At 39.6% G+C, this 18,030-nt stretch carries 21 protein-coding genes and 2 pseudogenes; 13 read left to right on the top strand and 10 right to left on the bottom strand.

What is annotated here, in order from left to right; genetic code table 11:
• Nucleotides 1-128 precede the first annotated feature (128 nt).
• From murI to NSQ16_RS13515, 3 genes are all read left to right on the top strand, one after another.
• Nucleotides 129-926: a glutamate racemase gene (gene murI, locus NSQ16_RS13505; RefSeq protein ID WP_230488277.1), complete on the top strand. Its 798-nt coding sequence runs from the start codon at nt 129-131 to the stop codon at nt 924-926.
• A gap of 458 nt (nt 927-1,384) precedes the next feature.
• A complete protein-coding gene (locus NSQ16_RS13510) occupies nt 1,385-2,092 on the top strand; it encodes a YrpD family protein (RefSeq protein WP_230488278.1) in 708 nt (235 codons plus the stop codon).
• Nucleotides 2,093-2,674: 582 nt separating this feature from the next.
• A complete protein-coding gene (locus NSQ16_RS13515; protein ID WP_072175780.1) occupies nt 2,675-2,752 on the top strand; it encodes a YjcZ family sporulation protein in 78 nt (25 codons plus the stop codon).
• Nucleotides 2,753-3,039: 287 nt separating this feature from the next.
• Here NSQ16_RS13515 and NSQ16_RS13520 read toward each other — a convergent pair whose 3' ends face one another.
• The 3 genes from NSQ16_RS13520 to sigZ form a co-directional block, all read right to left on the bottom strand.
• Nucleotides 3,040-3,201, bottom strand: coding sequence for a hypothetical protein (locus tag NSQ16_RS13520; protein WP_230488279.1), 162 nt, complete (start codon nt 3,199-3,201; stop codon nt 3,040-3,042).
• A 62-nt stretch (nt 3,202-3,263) separates the two neighbouring features.
• Nucleotides 3,264-4,019, bottom strand: a complete 756-nt coding sequence (locus NSQ16_RS13525) for a metal-binding protein ZinT (RefSeq protein ID WP_230488280.1) — start codon at nt 4,017-4,019, stop codon at nt 3,264-3,266.
• A gap of 133 nt (nt 4,020-4,152) precedes the next feature.
• Nucleotides 4,153-4,683, bottom strand: a complete 531-nt coding sequence (sigZ, locus tag NSQ16_RS13530) for an RNA polymerase sigma factor SigZ (RefSeq protein ID WP_230488281.1) — start codon at nt 4,681-4,683, stop codon at nt 4,153-4,155.
• A 134-nt stretch (nt 4,684-4,817) separates the two neighbouring features.
• Here sigZ and NSQ16_RS13535 point away from each other — a divergent pair, with 134 nt between their 5' ends.
• Nucleotides 4,818-5,798: an aldo/keto reductase gene (locus NSQ16_RS13535; RefSeq protein ID WP_217018171.1), complete on the top strand. Its 981-nt coding sequence runs from the start codon at nt 4,818-4,820 to the stop codon at nt 5,796-5,798.
• Between the two features lie 275 nt (nt 5,799-6,073).
• On the opposite strand, the gene NSQ16_RS13540 is transcribed toward NSQ16_RS13535, so the two are convergent.
• Both NSQ16_RS13540 and NSQ16_RS13545 read right to left on the bottom strand, forming a co-directional pair.
• Nucleotides 6,074-7,390, bottom strand: coding sequence for a citrate:proton symporter (locus NSQ16_RS13540; RefSeq protein ID WP_015251605.1), 1,317 nt, complete (start codon nt 7,388-7,390; stop codon nt 6,074-6,076).
• 114 nt (nt 7,391-7,504) lie between these two features.
• Entirely contained in the window at nt 7,505-8,374 is an 870-nt protein-coding gene (locus NSQ16_RS13545; protein ID WP_015251604.1) for a LysR family transcriptional regulator, read from the bottom strand.
• A gap of 144 nt (nt 8,375-8,518) precedes the next feature.
• Here NSQ16_RS13545 and NSQ16_RS13550 point away from each other — a divergent pair, with 144 nt between their 5' ends.
• Nucleotides 8,519-9,622, top strand: a complete 1,104-nt coding sequence (locus NSQ16_RS13550) for a 2-methylaconitate cis-trans isomerase PrpF family protein (protein ID WP_017696050.1) — start codon at nt 8,519-8,521, stop codon at nt 9,620-9,622.
• 271 nt (nt 9,623-9,893) lie between these two features.
• Here the strand turns inward: NSQ16_RS13550 and csn are convergent, their stop codons facing one another.
• On the bottom strand, nt 9,894-10,727 hold the full coding sequence (gene csn, locus NSQ16_RS13555) for a chitosanase (protein WP_230488282.1): 834 nt from the start codon (nt 10,725-10,727) through the stop codon (nt 9,894-9,896).
• A 437-nt stretch (nt 10,728-11,164) separates the two neighbouring features.
• Here csn and NSQ16_RS13560 point away from each other — a divergent pair, with 437 nt between their 5' ends.
• Together NSQ16_RS13560 and NSQ16_RS13565 are read left to right on the top strand one after the other, a co-directional pair.
• Complete coding sequence (locus tag NSQ16_RS13560) at nt 11,165-11,428, top strand: CD3324 family protein (protein ID WP_230488283.1); 264 nt, start codon at nt 11,165-11,167, stop codon at nt 11,426-11,428.
• Between the two features lie 136 nt (nt 11,429-11,564).
• Nucleotides 11,565-12,380: pseudogene (locus tag NSQ16_RS13565) on the top strand (alpha/beta hydrolase).
• A gap of 401 nt (nt 12,381-12,781) precedes the next feature.
• Here the strand turns inward: NSQ16_RS13565 and NSQ16_RS13570 are convergent.
• The 3 genes from NSQ16_RS13570 to NSQ16_RS13580 form a co-directional block, all read right to left on the bottom strand.
• Nucleotides 12,782-13,138 (bottom strand): SH3 domain-containing protein, encoded by a 357-nt coding sequence (locus NSQ16_RS13570; RefSeq protein ID WP_004398671.1) that lies wholly within the window; start codon nt 13,136-13,138, stop codon nt 12,782-12,784.
• 52 nt (nt 13,139-13,190) lie between these two features.
• Nucleotides 13,191-13,550 carry an SH3 domain-containing protein gene (locus NSQ16_RS13575; protein WP_004399021.1) on the bottom strand — a complete coding sequence of 120 codons (360 nt, stop codon included), beginning with the start codon at nt 13,548-13,550 and terminating at the stop codon, nt 13,191-13,193.
• Between the two features lie 384 nt (nt 13,551-13,934).
• Nucleotides 13,935-14,321 carry a VOC family protein gene (locus NSQ16_RS13580; RefSeq protein WP_230488284.1) on the bottom strand — a complete coding sequence of 129 codons (387 nt, stop codon included), beginning with the start codon at nt 14,319-14,321 and terminating at the stop codon, nt 13,935-13,937.
• Between the two features lie 274 nt (nt 14,322-14,595).
• Between NSQ16_RS13580 and NSQ16_RS13585 the strand changes: the two genes are divergently transcribed.
• The 5 genes from NSQ16_RS13585 to NSQ16_RS13605 are packed head-to-tail and all read left to right on the top strand — an operon-like array spanning nt 14,596 to nt 16,916.
• Nucleotides 14,596-14,841, top strand: a complete 246-nt coding sequence (locus tag NSQ16_RS13585) for a hypothetical protein (protein ID WP_038429377.1) — start codon at nt 14,596-14,598, stop codon at nt 14,839-14,841.
• Nucleotides 14,842-14,861: 20 nt separating this feature from the next.
• A complete protein-coding gene (locus NSQ16_RS13590) occupies nt 14,862-15,230 on the top strand; it encodes a spore coat protein (RefSeq protein WP_009967868.1) in 369 nt (122 codons plus the stop codon).
• An 18-nt stretch (nt 15,231-15,248) separates the two neighbouring features.
• Nucleotides 15,249-16,385, top strand: coding sequence for a zinc-dependent alcohol dehydrogenase (locus NSQ16_RS13595; RefSeq protein WP_003229843.1), 1,137 nt, complete (start codon nt 15,249-15,251; stop codon nt 16,383-16,385).
• A gap of 18 nt (nt 16,386-16,403) precedes the next feature.
• Nucleotides 16,404-16,601 (top strand): hypothetical protein, encoded by a 198-nt coding sequence (locus NSQ16_RS13600; protein ID WP_014480384.1) that lies wholly within the window; start codon nt 16,404-16,406, stop codon nt 16,599-16,601.
• Nucleotides 16,602-16,616: 15 nt separating this feature from the next.
• Nucleotides 16,617-16,916 carry a spore coat protein gene (locus tag NSQ16_RS13605; RefSeq protein WP_003246006.1) on the top strand — a complete coding sequence of 100 codons (300 nt, stop codon included), beginning with the start codon at nt 16,617-16,619 and terminating at the stop codon, nt 16,914-16,916.
• A 262-nt stretch (nt 16,917-17,178) separates the two neighbouring features.
• Here the strand turns inward: NSQ16_RS13605 and adhR are convergent, their stop codons facing one another.
• Nucleotides 17,179-17,601: an aldehyde stress transcriptional regulator AdhR gene (gene adhR, locus NSQ16_RS13610; protein WP_230488285.1), complete on the bottom strand. Its 423-nt coding sequence runs from the start codon at nt 17,599-17,601 to the stop codon at nt 17,179-17,181.
• A 182-nt stretch (nt 17,602-17,783) separates the two neighbouring features.
• Here adhR and NSQ16_RS13615 point away from each other — a divergent pair.
• A pseudogene (locus tag NSQ16_RS13615) lies at nt 17,784-17,964 on the top strand (carboxymuconolactone decarboxylase family protein).
• Nucleotides 17,965-18,030: the final 66 nt, after the last annotated feature.

The raw sequence follows: 18,030 nt of genomic DNA on the forward strand, positions 1-18,030 counted from the left end.
TACTACCTATTCGAAAAATCGATAACTCCCATATTAAATTCGAATAGTAAAATGGTTCTTTTTCGTTTGATTCAGATGATTTAAAGTCATATGATAAAAAAAGAATGAGACAGAAAGCGTGAGAAGTGATGAAAATAGGATTTTTTGATTCTGGAATTGGTGGCATGACTGTATTGTATGAGGCCATAAAAGTTCTTCCTTATGAAGATTACATTTTTTATGCAGATACGTTAAACGTTCCATACGGTGAAAAATCAAAGGGTAAAGTTAAAGAATATATTTTCAATGCAGCTGAATTTCTGGCCAGTCAAAATATCAAAGCTCTGGTTATTGCGTGTAATACAGCTACTAGCATTGCGATAGAGGATCTTCGGAGAAACTTCGACTTTCCGATAATCGGAATCGAACCCGCTGTAAAGCCTGCTATAAATAAATGTACAGAGGAAAGAAAAAGAGTTCTGGTAGTTGCTACTAATTTGACGCTTAAAGAAGAGAAATTTCATAATCTAGTTAAAGAAATTGATCACCATGACCTTGTTGATTGCTTAGCTCTTCCAGGACTAGTTGAATTTGCTGAGAACTTTGATTTTAGTGAAGACAAAATCATTAAATATCTAAAGAACGAACTATCTTCTTTTGATCTGAAACAATATGGAACGATTGTGTTAGGATGCACTCATTTTCCGTTTTTCAAAAACAGTTTTGAAAAACTGTTTGGGATAAAAGTTGATATGATTTCAGGCAGTGTCGGTACTGCAAAACAGTTGAAAAAAGTTCTTGCAGATCGTAATCAGCTTGGTAAAGGATCGGGCTCAATCACCTTTTTCGATTCTGGCCACAAAATTGTGGACCAAGAAATCATATCAAAGTACAAAAGATTGTTTGAAATATTAGATGAAACTCAAAGGAGTCATGTTGGACGTTGAATGTAAGGGGCTCTGGTGATAAACAATTTTTCAGTAAATTTACAAAAGGGAGAAGTATGAATTCGGGTTTGTTATCCAATGTAAATGAAAAAGACAGTCTCCTGAAGGGAAACATGAACTAAGAAGCGGGCTGAAAAAGCCCACTTCTTTTCTAATAAACAATTGAGTTATGCACACATATCTGATTACAGTGTTTTCGCTCTTTCCCCTCTTATTTCTACCCCATCTCTATAGCTTTTCTATTACAATAAAGCACAAGTATCGATTGAAAAGTTATCGTAACATGTACACTTCACAGGACATTTTTCGAGATTGCGAATCGACCGTTTGCCAGATACACAAAGTCATAATGTGTAAATTCTGTGTCTATTTTCATGTTTATTATGGAATTATTTTCATAATGTTTTATAATACAAGATGATAACGCTTTCTAATTATAATGATAGGGGGAAATAATGATGATGAAAAAAGGACTGCTTGCGGGTGCGCTTACGGCAACTGTGCTTTTTGGCACATGTGCAGTAGATGTGCCGGGTATTATTAGCCCAAAAACCGCAGAAGCTGCATCACAGCTAACTGATGGAATCGGCGGGAGGGCTTACTTGAACAGCACTGGTGCCATTTTTGTTACGAAAATCCAGCTTCCTAGCTCCATTCAGGTTTCAAATGGGACAGCCTATATCTACTCTGGCTTTAGCGGAGGCACAGAATCCGATATCGGGTTTCAGTACAGTGATAAATATAACGTATGGAAACCATATATGAAAGTCGGTTCAAAAGGACAGGATCTGGTTCAGTACCTCGAAGGAGGAAGCCAATTCACGAATACGAAAGGCTTCCGTCCGGGCAGCACCGTACAACTTACCATCTACAAAAACCTTAACGGCAATACCCGCGCTACATACTGGGGCACGAACAATGCCGGATACAACGGCCGTCTCATTTCAGAAATCAGCAAAACAAATGTCGGCTCCATCTCCAAATGGAAAGCGCTTGCTACAGTTGCTACAACAGGTTCACGCCAATCTATCAAATCAAATTTTTCAACATCTTTTACAAACATCACCATCGACAACAAAGCAATAACACCTGTAATTGATACACAAGACTTCGCTAAAGTAACAGTCTCAGGCAACAGTGTCAGTTTATCCGTTGTGAAAAATTAAAACATGTTAAACATACAATGCGTTAGGCTATTGAGAAGCTCTCGATAGTCTTAAAGGGGGCTTAACATGCCCCTTTTTTCATTTCAATTTAACTTTCAGTTAGCTTCGGTGCATGCCGTCTATCCCCGTCTTTTATCTGGGTGAAGTAAGGAGCAGCTCGCCCCTTCTGAGCCTGTTCCATTTGCTCAACGCAAAAGGTGTGCATCACTGTCTTAAAGATGTTAAAACAAATAGCAGATGGTGCACTTTATTTTTAGATGAGGCATGCTTACGCTCGATATGCAAATCAAATGATTAAGGGTCTGCAAGAGAGAGAAGTTTTGGGTGTACTTTCATAAAAGAGGGATGGCTTCATATAGCTCGATTGCATCAGGAAGATTAGCCAGCGATTGGCCGAGAACAACACATCACTTTGAAACGGATTCATTCCAAAATCATAAGTATGATCTAATAACTAATAAAGATGAGTTAGCAGTCCAGCCTTAGGCTAAAAAATATTTTTACATCAATTAAACTAGCATCACTATCGAATAAGCTCGATCTGCATATCATGTACTATCCTCTTTTAAGGAAGGTGATGTTATGAGGTCATTTCCATTAATTGTAGTTCTATTCATCCTATTAATCATCGTTGGGACATCTTTCTTTGGTGGCTATTAAGAACACACCTTACCTCATATCCATCAGACGCCATAAGAAATCTTTATGGCGTCTGTTTTTTATTAGATTTAAACAAAACCATTAAAGTGGGGCCATGCAAACACACCTATGGAGATTACTGCCACGACTTCTTTGTGAGGGAAATATTCTTCCCTTTATGGACTATTGTGGATCAAAAGAGAAAGTTGAAATGCATTTTTATGGTGAGATGAATCGAGGCTTAGACATATAAAAAACCGCAAAGCTTTCTTGAAGAAGCTTTGCGGTTTTTGGGTCTCTTCTTTGCTTCATATTAGCCAATAGATTTCAAGCGTAATCCACTGCCATACATCCAATGATTTTTTATTTTGAAATAGGTTTCTTCTACTCTTCATGTGAGATGACTCAAGGTATGCCACGTCACAATAATGTGGCGGATCCTGAATGGTCTCAATCAGTTTTTTCCCCATTCTATCAATTCTCCACAGAAAAAATGGCTATGGCAGAACAACTTTCATAGAGTAATCATCATTTAATGAGCCATCATCTCATGGGCAATATCGTGTCCATCCATTTTTGACGGGTAGTAAGTAGGCCAGTTTTTGACTTCATCAAGTAAAGCTTCACGGTCGTCCCCCCAATAGAGATGGTAATGACTAGCTTTAGTCGGGTAAATACTATGATCACTAAACTGAATATACTGAGGCAGCCCTTCTGCTTTTTTAGCTAGTTTGAATATGTATCTTACCCCTCTATTGCCCGCATCATAGGTTAGAATTTCGTATCCGTCATACGTATACTTACCAGAATATTCTTTTCCATTTTTGAAGAACGTTACAGTATCTTTCTGGATTACAATACGGTCAACATCTGTTTGATAGCCTTTTTTATAATACTCTTTATATTCTTCAGCTGTCTTGCCGCCTTCGTGTTCTGATTTATATGAAAACACTTCGTCAAGAGTACCATCTTGCAGGTATGGATATACAGATTGCCAATCTCCTTCCCAATCAGAAAGTAAGCGATCCTTTACTTGGCTGTTTTTAAAATAGCCTTCATATATTTTTTCTGTTTCTTCATCATGCGCATGACTATGATCGTGAGAATGTTCGTGTGTATGACTGTCAGATGTTTGCTCTTGCGTTTTGGAAGAGTCTTCTTCAACTGCTGAGGATGATGTTGTTTGATTAGACTCACCTGCAGAAGAACCGGAAGTCTGACATCCTGCCAAAACTAGTAATGAACCAATCGTTAATATGCCTAGCGGCTTTGAAAATAAAATGTTCATTCCAACACTCCTTTTTTATTAAATCGAAAACGTTACGATTTATATTATACATACATCTTTTGCAAACATCAAAGGGAAAATGCTCTTCATGCGGATGGCCTATTTTAAAGGAATAACTGACTATGTTCATCAGTTATTCCTTTAAAATACGAAAGTCTACGATATTTCCATATCGATCCGCTTCAATATGACAGCACCCCTCAAGCAGCTGTTTTAATTTTCCCCGTCCGCGTTGTACCCTTGATTTTGCTCCGGAGTAAGAAATGCCGAGCTTTTCACTCAACTCTTTTTGTGATAACCCCTGGAATTCAGTTAACTCGAGCGCCTCTCGATACTTTTCAGGCAACCGTTTGATGGTCGATCGAATACACACAGTTGCTTCCTTGGTGAAATTTTCTTCCTCTGCACTGTCATTAAAATGTAGAACATCAGGCAATATTTCGCTTGTTTTTTTTGTACGGTAAAAATCAATAATCGTATTTCTAGTGATCCGAAAAATCCAGCTGTCGATCTTTTGTTCATCGATCAGATTTGGGAGATGCACTTGTATTTTCATAAATACGATTTGCAAGAGGTCATCAACGATAGATTGATCGTTTACCCTATGTGAAATATATGTTTTTAACGGCTGATGAAATTGATCCCATAGATCCTCTATATTCATTTGAAAAAACCTCCTATAATTTGCGTCTGCTTTACATTTGCTTCGTCTTTTTAATCGTATCAAAGAGCGAAACAATTGTTGAATCAATTGTATTGCAGCTGTTGCAAAAAATAATGATAAAGGAGAGGTTTGTTGTGGAGTATACCTATTTAGGGAGAACAGGATTGCGGGTGAGCCGTTTATGTTTAGGCACGATGAATTTTGGAGTTGATACAGACGAAAAGACTGCGTTCCGTATCATGGATGAAGCGCTTGATAACGGCATCCAATTTTTTGATACTGCCAATATTTACGGCTGGGGCAAAAACGCAGGATTGACAGAGAGCATCATTGGAAAATGGTTTGCACAAGGAGGACAGCGCCGCGAGAAAGTTGTTCTGGCGACAAAAGTATATGAACCGATTTCTGATCCGAATGACGGACCAAATGATATGAGGGGCTTGTCTCTATACAAAATCAGACGTCACCTGGAAGGATCACTGAAGCGGCTTCAGACAGATCATATCGAATTGTACCAAATGCATCATATCGATAGGCGGACACCGTGGGATGAGATATGGGAAGCTTTTGAGACTCAGGTTCGCTCCGGCAAAGTAGACTATATTGGATCCAGTAATTTTGCAGGCTGGCATTTAGTTAAAGCGCAAGCTGAAGCTGAAAAACGGCGATTCATGGGACTCGTCACTGAACAGCATAAGTATAGTTTATTAGAACGAACAGCTGAGATGGAAGTGCTGCCGGCTGCACGGGATCTTGGTTTAGGAGTAGTGGCGTGGAGTCCCCTTGCAGGAGGGCTTCTTGGCGGGAAGGCATTGAAAAGCAATGCCGGAACTCGTACAGCAAAAAGAGCAGATTTAATTGAAAAACATCGTTTGCAACTCGAGAAATTTTCAGATTTATGCAAAGAACTAGGAGAAAAAGAAGCAAATGTGGCTTTGGCATGGGTGCTGGCAAATCCAGTTTTAACTGCGCCGATCATCGGACCACGAACGGTTGAGCAGCTGCGTGATACAATAAAAGCCGTTGAAATCAGTCTGGATGAGGAGATTCTCTGCATGTTAAATGATATCTTTCCCGGACCTGGAGGAGAGACACCTGAGGCATACGCCTGGTGATACATTCATTACTCAATACTGACATTTTTCTTAAATATTTATACTGAACTATCATATTAAGAAAGACAAGAGTTTGTTTGTCTCTTGTCTTTTCCACATCATGCTGAAAATGCTGGCTAAACATCGACAAAAATGCTGCCGCTTCTAAAAAAGAACCCTAAACAATAGAGTAACTGGAGAGACAACTGGCTTGATCAGCTTGGGACCCCTTTCAGCTGTATTTAAATCAATCAAACTAATGATTCATTGGCAGTCTAAATATTATTATTGTTTCTTTACAAAATAGTAATAGCCCCTGTAATGATTGCTAACAACGTAATAACTAACGATGTAATTACAGCCCACTTAACGGCAAACCTTTGAAATGACCCCAAGTCCATTTTAAGCATGCTTACTAGCAATACTGTTGACGCAACCAATGGACTCATCAGATGAACCGGCTGCCCCATTATAGAAGCCCTTGCAATTTCTACTGGTTCTATACCATATGCTGAGGCAGCTTCTGCAAAGATAGGTACCATACCAAAGTAATATGCATCATTTGATAAAACAAAAGTAAACGGAATACTAGTGAGTGCTACAATAACGGGGAAAAACCCTCCCATTGATGAGGGAATAACGGATATTAATGATCCTGCTATGGCATCCACCATCTTTGTCCCGGATAATATACCAGCAAATACTCCTGCTGAAAATACCAATAATACTACAGTTATGGCATTACCAGAATGCTCGGCGATTCGCTCCTTCTGCATTTTTACATTCGGATAATTTATAGTAAGGGCAAGAACAAAACCAATTAAAAATAAAACTGACGGATGCTTAGTTCCAAGCACAATAAACACCATGATACTTATAACGAGGAATAAATTAAGATATATTAAGCGTGGCCTTTTCAATTGCTCGCTCTCCAAACTAGCAGCCATATAAGATTGAGAGCTGTCCTTTGTTATATGTCTAGGCTCTAATTGAACGATGCCTATTCGATTCCTCTCTTTCCTTCCCATTAGAAAAGCCAGAAATATCACACAAGCAATACCTCCAAGCATGGTCGGAAGTAATGGCACAAAAAAATCTGAAGGATCCAAACCCAGCACTGAAATCGCTCTTGTAGCTGGTCCGCCCCATGGAGTCATTCCGCTAACGATACTCAACGACAGCATTGCTAATGTCGCCATAACCATGGGATTCATACCAATTCTTTTATACAAAGGTAACATTGCTGAGACTGTTATCATATAGGTTGTTGTACCGTCCCCATCTAAAGCGATAAGCATTGCCAAGACGGCAGACCCTATCGCTATTTTCACAGGGTCTCCCTTTACTATAGATAAAATTTTTTCTATTAGCGGATCAAATAAACCTGCATCAATTAAAATTCCGAAAAAAAGAATAGCAAACAATAGCAATGCCGCTGAACTTGCAACTGTTTGAATTCCTTCTAAAATCATGTCGCCAATACCCTTACCAAAACCTCCAATAAGAGCAAAAACAATGGGAGTGATGGTCAAGGCAACAATAGGCGAGACTTTCTTTGTCATTATTAATATTGTAAAAACAGTTACCATCGAAAAACCTAAAATAGTAAGCATATTACACCTCCAAGAATGCGCTTTCAAATGACTTTTGATTAACATATCTTATACGGTGTAATAAGTTAAATAAATATTTTTTTACTGTGTTTCAAAAAAAATTCTATCATAACTTTAAATGGTTACCATTTGTTCACCCTTTAAAAAATCAATGAATGCTTTAACGAGTTTGATTCCTAATGATTTTTGATCGTACATTAGCCAAGTATCTCTCATTAGAGGCTTACCCTTAGCATTATACAGTTCCATTGTGTACAAATGATCAGATTCCTGCAGGCAAATTTCTGGTGCTATGGAGTAACCAAGACCATGCTTTACCATCTCTTTGCAAGTCTCTTGTCGATCCACTTCCATTGCAATAATGGGGGCTTGTTTTAGATTCGTATGCATCCAATCTTCTATAATCGTTTTTAAAGAAGCATCCGTTTTATATTTGATAAAAGGTAAAAAAGGAAGTTGCTCTATCGTTATTGGTTTTTTTGAGATGATATGTAATTTTTCCCGTGTCAGCCGTTCCTCCACCCCTTTCCAGCGATGGCTTCCTCTCAGTATACCGACTTGTACAATACCAGCATCTAATAATTTCATGACATCTGTGCTCCAGCCTGTTTGTACACTATATTGGACATTAGGATACATAGTGGAAAATTCCCTTAATAACTTAGGGAGCTTATATTGAGCGAAATTGCTTGATACCCCCAGCCTTAGATGTCCTTGCACCTCTTTGCTTAGATTAGAGATATGATCTTTGGTATCTTGAAGTTCCTGTAGCATTCTTCTTGCATAAGCAACCAAGTGTTCTCCTTCCGCAGTAAAGGTAATTCCTTTATGCCTTTTGGTGAATAATTCAATTCCGAAAATCTCCTCAATCTTATTCAACCGATAAGTGATGGAAGGCTGTGATGTAAATAATCGTTCTGCTGTTTTTGTTACACTTTGTTCTTCGTGAAGAATTTTCAATAAAATCCAATCTTTCTCATCCATTTTCATCTTCCTTTCTAGTCCTTCTTTCACAATTATAAAAGTTTTTTTATCGAATATTAAGAAAACTTATATTTTATTTTTATTTTTTTACCTTCTACACTAAAAAACATAAAAAATACTACCTTTAAGATGAGGATGATGACGATGGTCAAGACGAATGTAACAATCATGAGAGGCGGAACAAGCAAAGGCGTTTTTTTCCACGAATCAGCCATGCCTAACAATAAAAACGAATGGGAGCCCTTTTTGCTTGATGTCATGGGAAGTCCTGATAAAAGACAAATAGATGGTTTGGGTGGCGGTAATTCCCTTACTAGTAAAGTGGCAATAATAAAGAAAGCATATACTTCGGATATTGATGTTCACTATACTTTCGGTCAAGTCAGCATTTCAGAAGAAAAAGTGGACTTTAAAGGGAACTGCGGAAATATCTCCGCTGCTGTTGGTCCATTTGCTATCGAAGAAGGACTTGTAAAAGCGACAGAACCAATGACTGCGGTAAGGATCCTGAATACCAATACGAATAAAATGATCATTGCGGAAGTAGAAGTGGAAGACGGTCAGGTCAAATATGACGGAGATGTTACGATATCTGGAGTGCCTGGATCTGGATCTCCAATCTATTTAAACTTTCATGATGCCGCTGGTTCAGTTACCGGTCATTTATTGCCTACTGGAAATAGTTCGGAGTTTTTAGATACAAGTCAAGGCCAAATAGAGGTGTCTATTATCGACTATGCAAATCCATTAGTTTTTGTGGAAGCCAGCAGTATCGGCCTGGAGGGAACGGAACTTGCAGAAGAATTTACTGATTTACAGTTGGCTCAATTTGAAGAATTAAGATCCATTGCGGCAGAGAAATGCGGCTTTGCCAGTCGATTTTCAGCTACAAAGTTATCGCCGGCTGTCCCCAAACTGGCTATAGTAGCAAAACCAGAGAAATATAAAGATAGTACAGGTGCTTGGCATTCAAGCGTTGAGATGGACTTACACATCAGGATGATGTCCATGCAAAAGCCACATCAAGCACTGGCTGTCACTGGAGCGATATGTACAACAAGAGCCCTTTCAGTGGAAGGTGCAATCCCTGCAAGAATAGCAAAAAACCACTCTACAAAGGTTCGGCTAGCTCATTCTTCTGGTATTATTGAAACAATGGTGGAGCCCACTGGTATAAAGATCGTCCGTACCGCACGACGTATTATGGACGGAACAGTTTATACGCATGGAGACTATCAAATGATGTAGATGGACTGTGCAAAAAGCCTCCCCCTTTCCATCGTTAATAGATGGATTGAATGCGCCTTCTTGCACAGATCCATTGTAATCTTGCATGGCTTTAAAAAAGCCTCTATATTGTTTTTTATGAAATCGCCAAGGTCCTTTCATGTATCTGCCTCAAGCATGACATAATCATTATAGAGAAAATTGAATACTTTTTACTGCAAATAAAAAGATACCAACATCATTGGTATCTTTTAGATTGAGTTCATCTGCAGCGGTTTCTTTTCCTCACTGCTTATTTGATTACAAAATTACCGTACTCGTTTGAACGAACATGAATCGGTCCGTTTAGATTATAGTTGTTCTCCTTGGCGATAGAGCGAAGCACGTCCACACGGGCAACTGATTCTCTCCATTCGTCACGGGTGTCATGATTGGCCGGATTCATCAGATCGTCATAGCGTACGTCCAAGAATTTATTCAACCACTTCTTCTCGTCTATTCCGTCTTTAGGTGATCCGCCCGCTTTTTTGTTCGTACGTTTAATCAAGGCATAAAAAGAGTCAGGGTCATCACCATCGCCATGCTGAATAACCGTATCGTACATCACAGCTCTAGCCAATGCTGTTTTTAGTCCGGCATTATCCGATCGTTTCATGGCAGGCTGATAATACAAATGGTCATTTACTTTGTCTTGAGCGGCGCGAAATTCCTTATCATTTGCAAGCGACTTCCAGGCAGAAGCGAATCCCTTGAGATTGCTTGTATCATCGCTTTCTTTCTTGGCCAGACGGCGCAATTCAGGCAGATACTTTTTCAGTTTGTTATTCGGAACTGCCTTTGTGTATACTTCCACTACTTCCAATGCATCCCCGGTAGCCGTTGTAAAGCCTGCCCGTCCGCATGTATAGCCTCGCCCGTCATCCAATCGCTCTACATATCCATATTGGATCTCCGTTGTGCCGTTTTCAAAGATACTTGTCAGCTGTTCCGCCCGGCGCTTTTGATCTTTATTCAGTCCCGCCGCAAAAACCGTTTCGCTCATCATCAGGGTAAAAAACATGGTGAAAACAAGTAATGAGATCGCTGCTTTTTTCCAAAAATCTGCTTTTTGCATACTGATTTTCATTTTACTTCCCCTTTCTAAATATTGTAAATACAGACTCAGTATACATGAAGAAACTGCCCTATTGTTGAAAATACATCAATTTGTCAATATTTTGAATCTAAAGTAATATAGCTTGAATCTTACTCTTTTGATTGCCAATCAGCCTTAGACCCTCTCACTGGGAAGGTCCCTTTCTTACTGCCAACTTTAATTAACAAGATGCCATAAGGCTTTACTCTATTTTATAATGGAGATGATCATCGAAAATCGTTAGGGAGGTGATGTAAATGGCAAGCAAGATGAGAATGCCAGATTCCGCAACGTCCCATGCAAAGCCTATTATTGGGAAGGCGATACTTTGCATGGGGTAGACTTTCTAAAAGATCGCCCCAGTAAGCTTTTCTGATATAGTTGCTTTGCACCTTATTTGACATAAAAAAAATAAGGAGCTGGCAGAAATGGCATATGTAAAAGCTACCGCTATTTTACCTGAAAAGCTGATATCGGAAATTCAAAAGTATGTTCAAGAAAAAACAATATATATCCCTAAACCTGAATCCTCTCATCAAAAATGGGGTGCGTGTTCAGGAACAAGAAAGCTGATCGATGACAGAAACGCTTCTATTAAAAAAGCATTTAAAAACGGCAAAACCATTCATCAATTATCTGATGAATATCACCTCTCTATTGAAACAATAAAAAAAATTGTCTACTCTAAATAAACAAAACGGAAGCACTGATAAAAAATAATCAGTGCTTTTTATATGGCGAGTTTGTTTCTTAGTTATTTCCTGCATATGATACCATTGGCCAATTGTGTAAAGTTAAGGGAGATGAGAAGAAAGGAAGGTCCTACAAATGACGATAAACAATGGAACGTTGCAAGTACCCGGCGCGAACATCCACTATCAGGTGCGTGGCTCTGGTCCCATCATTCTTTTGGTCCACGGCGGAGGCGGTGATGCCGACAAGTTCCATCATGTTGCCAATCATCTGGCTAACTGGTACACGGTTGTTACTTACGATCGCCGCGGCCATTCCCGCAGCAACCTCGCCAATCAGATTGAGGATTACCGTGTGGAAACACACAGTGACGATGCTCACCGTCTTCTAGCCAAAATCACCAATAAACCGGCATACGTATTTGGAAGCAGCTCCGGGGCTGTTATCGGGCTTGATCTGTGCATACGCCATCCCGAACAAGTACATGTCATGATCTCACACGAACCAATCTTATTGCAGCTTCTGCATGGAAATGAGCTGAAACAAGCCGAGCAATTCATGGAAGACCTTAAGGAAAATCATCGAAGTGAAGTCATTAAGTTAATGTCAAGATTAGAGACAGGCGAACAATCAAAGGCTGTGCTGACAAAGCGGCTTCTCGGCAATTCAACGTATTTCACTGAGTATGAAATTCAAGGAATTCTCAGCTATACATTAGATTTCGAAGCATTAAAAACTGTGTTTACATCTTCACCGATGAAGATACTCCCAGCTGGCGGTAGTGCTTCTCGGGAGCTTTTTCCTTATCGTTGCGCGAACGCCCTAGCGGAACAATTGGAAACAGAATTGGTTGAATTCCCCGGAAATCATACGGGGTAGACAATGTACCATAAAGAATTTTCTGAGAGGTTACACGACATGTTAGAAAAAGAAAAGAAACATACGTGTTAAGGATTGATTAAAATTTTCAAAATAGGACAGGTAAAACTAACTATGGAATTGGAGAAGATTTCACGAAGCGTAAAAAGAACTTTTTACTAACGAGAACGCAATGTGAGATGTTTAACCAAAGTGATATTAGGGATTTCATCGAAAAATAGGTTTGTACATTACGTTCTCCTATTGATTATTTCCTATCTTAATTCCGTATTTTATACCATTAGATACAACTCTAAAGCGGCTCGTTATTTTGTCCTCAACAACAACCAGTGTCTAACATCATGAATCTCTTTTGAAAATCACCACAAATGCAGGTATGGAAGACTTCATCGCAACAAAAACCATACCAACTATTGTTGTTGGTATGGTTCGTCCTAGATAGGCCCAGAGATTCTATTGTACGGAGTATTTAGCTAATTGCATTTGTAACCGACAGGGCCGTCTGATCCTGTGTACACATATGTGTCAGACACATATCCAATATTCACGACACCCCGGGAATCTTTCCACTGGATTTGGTCCCAGATATTACTCGTTCCATACTTCCCTGTAACAGTCGTTCCATAAGCGTAACAATAATAAGGAACACGGGAGCCGCTCGGAATGGAAAGCATAATAGGATAATTTGTACCAGGACCGCTGCGCATATTGACAGGCGCACCGCTGCTTGTTGAGACAGTAAAGTACTGAACGGCAAGTGCCTGACTGGAAAAAATGAATAATGATGCAATCATAACGGTTAACATACTCAGCATTTTCAGTTTAGTCAATGTCATCCCTCTTTCTTCAATTCCTTCATTTTAAGAAAACGATAGAACAATGCTACCAGCTGCATTTAGGAACAACCGGACCGTCTGAGCCTGTATACATATATGTATCAGAGACAAATCCAGGAACGATCTCCCCGCTGGCAAGCGTTCGCTCTGTGTAATTCCAAATGTTACTCGTTCCATACTTTCCAGTTACAGTTGTACCGGTTTTGTAGCAATAGATCGGGATGCGGGTTCCGCTCGGAATGGTCGTTACAATTCCCCAACTTGTACCTGGGCCGCTGCGCATATTGACAGGCGCACCGCTGCTTGTTGAAACCGTATAATACTGAGCTGCAAGTGCATGACTAGAAAAAATGAACACAGATGCAATCATCACCGTTAGCATACTTAGCCTCTTTAGCTTATTCACCTTATACCCTCCCCTTATAAATGCCGTACGTTTGACTTTCTTACATCCAGTTAAGGATTTACTTTCAGATACCATGCCCCCTCCCCTCCCATATATTTATCAATGTACCATAAACTAGATCTTTCAAAAGTGGAATTATTCCTATGTTTTCGACAATTAAGGATACAAAATAAATGGTAGTCAGGCTTGATATTGATGGTGCGTTACATTTGGCCCTTAATCATTTGTCTAGTCATCAAAAAACGGACACCAAACAAATCAGCGTAAATGCTGCAAGTTCAGTGTCCGCAAGCTATTATGACTTTGCTTTCTTTTACCAGGGCGTATAAAAATGATTAGGTACGTTATCAAACGTTATATTCTATGATTTTGCGAGTCGAAAAATCATAACATTTTATATATTTCAATCAGATTATGATCTGGATCTCTGAAGTGAGCAACTCGGGCACTCCATTCCTTGCGATCATGCGGTTTATTCACACATTTAACTCCTTTTTCGTGTAAATCGTCATATGTTTTATCAACATCTTCTACCTTAAACTGAAGCAAAAATTTTAATTGAGCTTCTCCTTCCAACGATTTTTTTTCCTCTCCAACGATTTCAGCCATCGTTTCTCGAGATAAAAGCTCTATTTTCGTTTCCCCATTATCAAAGAGTGCATATTCCATTTCATTCTCTAACCAACTTATTGGAAGTCCTAATGAATCTTTGTAAAACTCGACGTTTTTCTTAAAATCATTCACCAACAGTCTAATTTGTAACAGCTTCATATCGAGTGCCTCCTATAAAACCATACTTTTTACTGGTCATCCAATTTAATGATACAAAAGGAAACCTGACAGCACTATGTCAAGTTTCCATAAATAAATTTCCATACTTCACCTTTATTTCAGATTTAAGTGCAGTTTATTCCATGTCATAAGAAATGTACGCTAACGAGCAAAAACAGCGATTCTTAAAACAAAAAATGATACCGAGTGTATTTTCTGTATGCTTCAACTTCATTTCGGGAAATGTAACGTTGATAAAGGAGGTTACATCAATATGGATCATCAAACATTGGCAGCTCACGAGGCTGTTGACTTACATGAAATCGTGAACTTTAAAACACTTTGTATAGCGAAATCAAAGTTAATGCAAGGACTTGTGTTTGACCAAGAACTGAAGGACTTGATGCAAAAAGATGTGCAGCAATCCATTCAAGACCTTACTAAATTACAAACGGTTTATGAGCGTGCCTCATTTCAGGCCCCTGTCCCTCAAAGCCGCCCAACGCCAATCATCAATTGAAGAAAGGAAGGTAAGCCTCTTTGAATAATGATCATTTAGACCCCATTAATTCGCTGAATGTACCTGAACTTGCAGACACTACATTCGCGATGGACTTTCTTATACGAGCTAAGGAAGGCGTAAGGAATACTGCTGTAGCTTTGACAGAAACCGCTTCACCAGATGTAAGAGCACTGCTGAGGAAACAGCTGATGCAAGGAATAGCGATGCACCAAGAGATTACGGAACTGATGATCAGCAAAAAATGGTTCCATCCATATGAGCTTAGTGAACAGTATAAGCTGGATCAGCTCTCTGCAAAAAACACGATCATGGTCGGCAATATGAACCTCTTTCCTGATGAAACAAATCGAAAAGGGATGTTTGACCGGACACCTGATGAACACTAACACTGGAGGTTGTACAGCATGAAGGCAGTAACGTATCAAGGCATTAAAAATGTTGTTGTCAAAGATGTCCCCGATCCAAAGATTGAAAAGTCCGATGACATGATTATCAAAGTCACCAGTACAGCCATTTGCGGATCAGATTTACATTTAATCCATGGATTCATTCCTAATATGCAAGAAGACTATGTCATCGGCCATGAACCGATGGGAATCGTCGAAGAAGTTGGTTCTGGTGTGACTAAACTAAAAAAGGGAGATCGGGTAATTATTCCCTTTAATATAGCATGCGGTGAATGCTTTTTTTGTAAAAACCAACTGGAAAGCCAATGTGATCAGTCTAATGACAATGGGGAAATGGGTGCTTATTTCGGCTATTCAGGGCAAACTGGCGGTTATCCAGGCGGGCAAGCTGAATATTTAAGAGTGCCATTTGCGAATTTTACCCATTTTAAAATCCCTGAATCTTGTGAGGAACCCGATGAGAAATTAAGCGTGATTGCCGATGCCATGACCACCGGCTTTTGGAGTGTGGATAATGCCGGCGTAAAAAAAGGCGATACAGTTATCGTTCTCGGCTGCGGACCAGTCGGCCTGTTTGCTCAAAAGTTTTGTTGGCTAAAAGGTGCAAAACGCGTCATAGCAGTTGACTATGTAAACTATCGCTTACAGCATGCGAAACGTACAAACAAAGTAGAAATCGTTAATTTTGAAGACCATGAGAATACAGGGAATTATTTAAAGGAAATCACGAAAGGCGGAGCGGATGTAGTCATTGACGCTGTTGGGATGGATGGTAAAATGAGCGATCTCGAGTTCCTTGCCAGCGGCTTAAAGCTTCATGGCGGAACGATGAGTGCATTGGTCATTGCTTCCCAAGCTGTTCGCAAAGGAGGAACCATACAAATTACAGGTGTGTATGGAGGCAGATATAACGGTTTTCCGTTAGGAGATATTATGCAGCGAAACGTCAATATACGCTCTGGACAGGCTCCAGTGATCCACTATATGCCGTACATGTTTGAACTAGTATCGACAGGCAAAATTGATCCGGGAGATGTTGTCAGCCATGTCTTGCCGCTTAGTGAAGCCAAGCATGGCTATGACATTTTTGATTCAAAAATGGATGATTGTATCAAAGTTGTGTTAAAGCCTTAAAAAACGGAGGTTACAGAAATGGAATACGCCTTACACGAAGTGCTTGAGGTTCAGGAAATGACTGCATTTAAGACACTTTGTTTGACGAAATCTAAAACAATGAAAGCACTGGTATCTGATCCGAAGCTGAAAGAAATCATGCAGCAAGATGTTGATATCACCACACGCCAGTTGCAGGAATTTGCCTCTATTTTATCTAATGCAAAGCACGAATGAGGAGATGAATAAATCATGAATCCTATCATAGAATATCTGACTGGCATGAATGTTCTAACAGACCAAATCATTGCTATGGACTTATTAATTTCAGCAAAGAACGGAGTCAGAAATTATGCGATGGCAGCCACTGAAGCCGGAACACCTGAAGTAAAAGAGGTCCTTATCCGCCATTTGGAAGAAGCACTCGATATGCACGAACAACTCTCAAGCTATATGATGGAAAAAGGCTGGTACCATCCTTGGAACCCTGACGAACAAGTCAAGCTGAATTTAAAAAATATTGATACAGCCATTCAATTGCCAACCCTTTAACATACAATGACTGATTTGCTGAGGAACAGTATTGATTGGCCACAACTGTTCCTCAGCTTCAAAATGAGCACTGTTTGTTCGGGTCCTATGACCGTAAATAGATTAACCGCTTTTCTCCATCTGATCTCCGATAATGTTTGCAAATTCTCCAATCCAAATAAGGAATCGTAACCACCTCTTTTTATGCGATCTCTTGATGGAGAAAACAGGCCAGAAACAAAATCCTTCGTTTTTGACCTGCCCTCTTCACACGCAAAGAATGCTACCTTCTTTGCTCCACTGATCCGTGAAGACTTTCCGTTTTAGGCCTGCTTTTGAATTTTGCCTCGTTTTCGCGCAATTTCCCATCATAATCTTTAATTTTTGTGTCTAATCTTTTAATTGTTTCATCAATTTCTTTCCGCTTCTCTATCAGCCGCTGTCGTTCGTCAGCCAGGATATTTTTTCGAGCTTCTACCGTACGGTCACCTTCGGTAAATAATGTTGTATATTCAATTAGCGCTTCTATCGATAGTCCCGCATTTCGCATGCATTTAATGAATTCAATCCATTTGATATCTTCTTCATCATAGTCGCGAATGCCGCTGTCTTTTCGTTTTACAGGCGGGATTAATCCTACACGTTCGTAATATCTGAGTGTTGCGGCTGTCAGGCCAAACTGCTTTGCCACCTGAGCAATATTCATGATCTTCACCTCTCTATCCTGCATGTTGTGAAGGTAACACTTAAAGTTAACTTTAAGTCAAGCTCAAGACAAGTGGTTAGCTGCTGAATCTGGGTTTATATATTCGGGACTTGCCTTAAAGCACACTTTAAGCTTTATACTTCACCATGCAATAAAAACAGTGTAGATGGAGGGATTGCTGAATGGCAAATAAACAAACTGCCGGAAGAGAACAAGCCAAAGTTTGCTGAACTTCATGATGATGTCCTATTCGGTGACATTTGGGCAAGAGAGGAAGAATTTTCCACCCGAGATCGCAGCATGATTACAGTTTCTGCGTTAATTACTGACTGTTTCTCAGCTTATAAATCAGGTTCATTTTAAATGGTTTTTTTAAAAAACCCTTGCCTTAAAGCAGACTTTAAGGTTTATCGTTATGTTGAAGACACC

It is taken from the genome of Bacillus sp. PS108 (assembly GCF_037963335.1).
GTDB classification, from domain to species: Bacteria; Bacillota; Bacilli; order Bacillales; family Bacillaceae; genus Bacillus; species Bacillus subtilis.